The 4,832-nt window shown below is 56.1% G+C and carries 5 protein-coding genes and 1 pseudogene; 2 read left to right on the top strand and 4 right to left on the bottom strand.

Annotated features, from left to right (window positions below; genetic code table 11):
- The 4 genes and pseudogenes from CHB90_RS25535 to CHB90_RS27265 all read right to left on the bottom strand — a co-directional run.
- A partial coding sequence (locus CHB90_RS25535) for a transposase (protein WP_141135985.1) occupies positions 1-193 on the bottom strand: 193 nt, incomplete at its 3' end.
- Between the two features lie 350 nt (positions 194-543).
- Positions 544-1,176, bottom strand: a complete 633-nt coding sequence (locus tag CHB90_RS25530; protein WP_141135984.1) for a Pr6Pr family membrane protein — start codon at positions 1,174-1,176, stop codon at positions 544-546.
- Between the two features lie 2 nt (positions 1,177-1,178).
- Positions 1,179-2,558, bottom strand: coding sequence for an META domain-containing protein (locus CHB90_RS25525; protein ID WP_170941193.1), 1,380 nt, complete (start codon positions 2,556-2,558; stop codon positions 1,179-1,181).
- Positions 2,559-2,969: 411 nt separating this feature from the next.
- Positions 2,970-3,312: pseudogene (locus CHB90_RS27265) on the bottom strand (hypothetical protein); the annotation flags it as partial.
- A 183-nt stretch (positions 3,313-3,495) separates the two neighbouring features.
- Between CHB90_RS27265 and CHB90_RS25515 the strand changes: the two are divergent.
- Together CHB90_RS25515 and CHB90_RS26405 are read left to right on the top strand one after the other, a co-directional pair.
- Positions 3,496-4,140: a hypothetical protein gene (locus CHB90_RS25515; RefSeq protein ID WP_089280505.1), complete on the top strand. Its 645-nt coding sequence runs from the start codon at positions 3,496-3,498 to the stop codon at positions 4,138-4,140.
- Positions 4,141-4,565: 425 nt separating this feature from the next.
- The coding region (locus tag CHB90_RS26405) for a transposase (protein ID WP_141135983.1) at positions 4,566-4,832 on the top strand (267 nt) is incomplete at its 3' end.

The raw sequence follows: 4,832 nt of genomic DNA, 5'->3' as shown, positions 1-4,832 counted from the left end.
CACCACTGGACGCTTCGGCTTCGGCCGGCGCGAAACGCGGATCCCGCAGCCAGGTGAAGATCAGGTTCGAGTTCATCGCATACCGGCGCGCAACCTGCGCCACCGACACACCGGGCGCGCATGTTTGCCGGCAGATCGAGCGTTTCTCCTCGTCAGACCAGAACCGCTTCTTCTGTCCCTTCATGCCCGTCATGGAGTGCCTCAAGATGTCCATTATCGATCATGGACATTATCGACAGCAGAGGCTCACCGTCAGAGCGGTCACAACGGACGGATACGGCGTTTGGGTCACGGATCAAGATGGTTGTTCTGGCTGTCGCGGATGACCACAGTCAGCCCGAAGCGGACTTAAGATCTTCGATGCGAATTTGCGACAGCCGACCTTCGCTGCGCAGCTTGCGAACTGGTAAGGTGCGGACGAAGTGTGAATTCGCTGCACCTTGCGCAAAGGTCCGCTTCAAAGTCTGGTAGGAGGGCGATAACGCCGACAACGGTTGCTTGGTCAATGCTAAGTCTGTCGAAAATTTAGACTATTTGCGTCAGTCAGCTCCTACTCGTTGAAGCAAAACGGCCAATAGCGGTTAGCGCCAACCCTACTACAACAAAGCTAGCTAATAGCCCGGCTATAGACACTGAAAGTCCGCTCCAGCCCAGTTCAGGCAGGTTCAAGAATGGGTACGGATAGAACCCACTAAAGTGCGCTCGGATCAGAATGTAAGTGCAGTATAGCACCGGCCACGCAACCCAGATCGTCAAGTCTGATACCCTTAGTGGCGGCTTGAAAGCAAAAACGAGCCACCACAGGACTGACAATGCGGGAACAACTGTGTGAACGCCATGATCCGCCCAGAATGCCAGCCCAACGAACTCGACTAGGTGAGCCAGTAGAAGGTGATAGATGATCCCCACGATGACGATTGCAATCACAATCGCCTTGATCCAGCGCGCAAGCACATGGCGGCCAGAGGCGATCAACAACATCAACACCATGACGACGGCATTCGTCAAAATGGTAAAAAACTGTGATAGATACGAAATCGCTCCGATCACGCCGCCATCTTCGCCCGAACGCAGATATATGCGTGTGAGGAGCGTGATCGCCGCAACTGCCGCAACTCCCAAGGCTACACGCCGGGCAGCTGAGCTGTATCCATGGATGCTGTTATTTCCGTCCATTATCAAAAGTATACCGCGGTAAAGATGGCAAGATGGTCACCATCGGCGTTTCGAAGGACAAGGGTTTCCGCTTCTATGGCATATCCTGTGACATCGGCCATCACTTCACCAAAGCGATGCTCAAGCGCGTCAAGTGGTTCAGGGCAGGCCATCATAGTTGCCGCGGCCGGCGAAAAGGTCAGCGCGCCGCCGTCAAGTGTGTATGCTCCGCGCATCCGGTTGCACCCGATCATCGCCCGGTAGGCTCCACTCTCACTTGCCTCAAGGACCATATGCGGTTCTCGCTGGGTGGCTTGCATTGGGAAGGTTTCCCCATCAAGCGTATCAAGACGCCAGTAGGTGTTCAGCAACGCCGCATCGGCGCGTTGCTGTGCACAGGCGATCTCGGGGCGGGTGCGAATAAACTGATCGACGATAACCATCTGCCGGTCTGGCCCCTCTATGGCAGGCCGCATGGCGAGGCCGCCATCTAGCATGACGTAGAGCGGTGCTCCCGGTTCAGCACGATCTGCGAGATAGGCTTGCTCTAATGCTAGATAATCGCCTTCTTGTGCCACTGGGAAGATCGCACCACTCACACAATCCTCAAATATTGCGGCATCGGCCATGTAGGTCATCATGCCCCCCATCATCATACCGGACAGTTCCAATACTTTATCTTTGGCAAGTGTCAGATCACCGGCAAATTCTTCGCCCGTGTTCGCATCAACGACACGCAATGCGCCTGATGCGATTGAACGAACGAGCAATGGCATCTCAGCACCATCCCTGAGCACCAAGGTACCGGCGGTTGGGTCTGCGACCCAGCGTCCCAGACTGTCGCGCTCGCTGCTCTCAAACGTTCTTGAAAGCTGAAAGGTCTGATCTGTTGCAAGCGCGAGGCTCCATGCTTCCGCCCCTGCGTTTCCGTCAACGACACCTTGATAAGTCGCTGGCAACGCCAGCCCGTGTGCCCCAATCATAGGCGACAGCAGTTCGGTCGTTTCCAAAGGTGTGACGGCAGGCGATACCCCCGGTCGCACCATAACAAGGTCAATCTCTGGCATCGCGGTTGGAAACCCGTCAAGGTTTGTGCCCGCGATAAAATAGGGACGGTCAGGCCAAATCACCTGCGTCGTGATTGCATAAAGACCATCTTGGGTGACGTCCTCATCTGCATAGTCGATTGTGAAGTGATAGGGAGGCCCCTCATCGCCGGTGGTCTCGAAGCGTCCAATCTCAACCTGATCATTGTCTGAAATATCATAGAGGACCGCCTGAAAAGTCGCTTCAGATGGCAAGGCAATGCGTTCACGGTAAGACGCTGTACCGGAAAGCTCTCCACCAAAGGCACAGAAAGGTGCCAGCGTGGCCGCAATTGCGAGAAACATCTTGGGTTGCATGGTCATTTTATCCGTCAGTCTGATTGTTGAATAAGGTTACTCAAATACTTTGACGCAACTCAATGGCTAGTCCTTGGCAGGTCAAGGGAATTTTCTGAGCGTGCTAACATCTGCCGGAGAAAATGATGCTCACGCCAGAGTATTGTTCGCTCGACAGCCGCCGTTCATGCAGGATGCAGCATCGGTCAGTCTTGGGGCTCTCACCCGGCTTTCGCCGCGCGCTACACGAAAGGCCGCTGTCGGAAGACGGGCCAAACTTTGCAAAGCTCGCTTTCTGCGCATTGCTGACCTTGATGCATAGTGCAGCATCGACGCAATGATCAAAGGGGCGATGAATGGTCGCTTGTTCCTCTCTGACACGAGCCTCTCGCAGTTGCGGCGAATGGCCGGAACCCGCCTTTCGTGAATGGCCTACGGTTTCCATGGCCGCACCCGCGGCATCGCCCCGGTCATTTCGACATCCCGAAGCATGGGCCCCCCGCCAACCCTCATAGCCGCGCCGCGCGGACGCGATCTGCTCTGGGTGGGGCCGCCAGGTGACTCGGCAGGCCAAAACCTCCACCGTGCGCCAGCGTCCGCGCGAGAGTATCCGTTCGGTGCCCACGACTTCCGTCACTGCCTGAACACCATGCTGGTTTTGCCTCGTTTCCTCAGGCACGCAGCGCGGTAAAGCGCCGGGCATCCAGTCGGGGGTCAGCCCAGCGCGGGCCAGTTCTGCCACCCGGATCGCCATCCGGATGCCATCGAGGCTATCCTTGCTGCAGTACTGCTTCCCTGAACCGGACATTGGTCAGTCAAATAGCATTGAGCCTATCAATACGTCCCCATCTGGAGCCGATACGGCGGTAAACCTTGAAAAGGACCACAAAACCTATCAATATCCGTTTTACCAAGATTTCTTGGGAAACATTAAGAATTAATCACAAAGACTTACCCCATGAACTCCTTTTCTCTGAGCATTTTTTTTGTAGCTATGCTGTGTCTCCCCGCCTACGCGCAGGAACGGGTCTTTTTCTTTGACGCAGCGTTCGAGCAACAGTTCGACACCGAGGTGCCGATCTATTTTACCATCACCGTCCCCGAAGGGGATGGCGTAGACACCCAGGCCGGGTTCAATACAAGTACAGGCGCAGTTGCTGCGCTCCTTTTCCGGGAAGAAGACCCCGCGACGGGGGGAATGGTCTTGTTGGAGAGCATACAGGTTTCTGGCGTGCGTCTTCCCCTGACGCCCGATGCAGAAGATCCCGCAGCGGCCCGCACCGAATTGGGGATGCGGGTATTGGCCGAGCTCGCCAGGCCAATGGTCACCGAGAACTACGCGCAATCCGAAGTGTTGGTGCTGGAGCCGATGCCTCACGCCAGCGTCGCGGGAACGGTCCATATGCTTGTGGGCTTAAGCGATCCAGAACACTATCACGATAGGTTGGCGCGCGTGGTTCTATTTCCGCACCCTAACCAAGAGACCAGTTATCTGGCAACTACCATTATCAACCTCGGTCCTGTCCCGATCACGGATCAATCGTCGCTTTTGGCAACGATCACCGGGCGTATCTTGGACAGCTTTGCCTACCTGCCGCAGTAACGTAGCAAAACAGCACACCATGCGGAATGAAATGCACGTGCAGCGACTGCTAGCATGGCTTCTCGTGAACGCTGCCACTGCTTTGTGGCCCGATCAACCTCCTTTCGCCTGCTGTTTCTTGTTCAGTCATTCAGCACGCGGCTCGAACGCGATTTCTGATCTCCGCGGTGTGGGCAATGTGGTTTTGTGTCTGTTTGGCGCCCATTCGAACAGACCGGTTGAGCCGCATTCGCTCGGTTTTGGCTGATAAGGTCGTTATGTTGCAGCCGGCATGCGAAACGCTGCTGAGCGGCATGTGGTAAAGTGGGATCAACGCTGCTTTACGTAGTGCAACATAAACGTATCCGTCCGTTGTGACCGCTCTGACGGTGAGCCTCTGCTGTCGATAATGTCCATGATCGATAATGGACATCTTGAGGCACTCCATGACGGGCATGAAGGGACAGAAGAAGCGGTTCTGGTCTGACGAGGAGAAACGCTCGATCTGCCGGCAAACATGCGCGCCCGGTGTGTCGGTGGCGCCGGTTGCGCGCCGGTATGCGATGAACTCGAACCTGATCTTCACCTGGCTGCGGGATCCGCGTTTCGCGCCGGCCGAAGCCGAAGCGTCCAGTGGTGCCAAGGATGACACTCTCTTCCTGCCGGTCGAGATCACCGGCTTGGCCGCCGAGCCTGAGCCGGGATCTGATCTT

Source organism: Antarctobacter heliothermus (assembly GCF_900188425.1).
GTDB classification, from domain to species: Bacteria; Pseudomonadota; Alphaproteobacteria; order Rhodobacterales; family Rhodobacteraceae; genus Antarctobacter; species Antarctobacter heliothermus.
This window is presented reverse-complemented; position numbering and strand designations above follow the sequence as displayed.

Bases quoted from the DNA above. Each gene is read 5' to 3' on its own strand.
- CHB90_RS25515 (WP_089280505.1), top strand. From the start codon at position 3,496: ATGAACTCCTTTTCTCTGAGCATTTTTTTTGTAGCTATGCTGTGTCTC.
- CHB90_RS25525 (WP_170941193.1), bottom strand. From the start codon at position 2,558: ATGCAACCCAAGATGTTTCTCGCAATTGCGGCCACGCTGGCACCTTTC.
- CHB90_RS25530 (WP_141135984.1), bottom strand. From the start codon at position 1,176: ATGGACGGAAATAACAGCATCCATGGATACAGCTCAGCTGCCCGGCGT.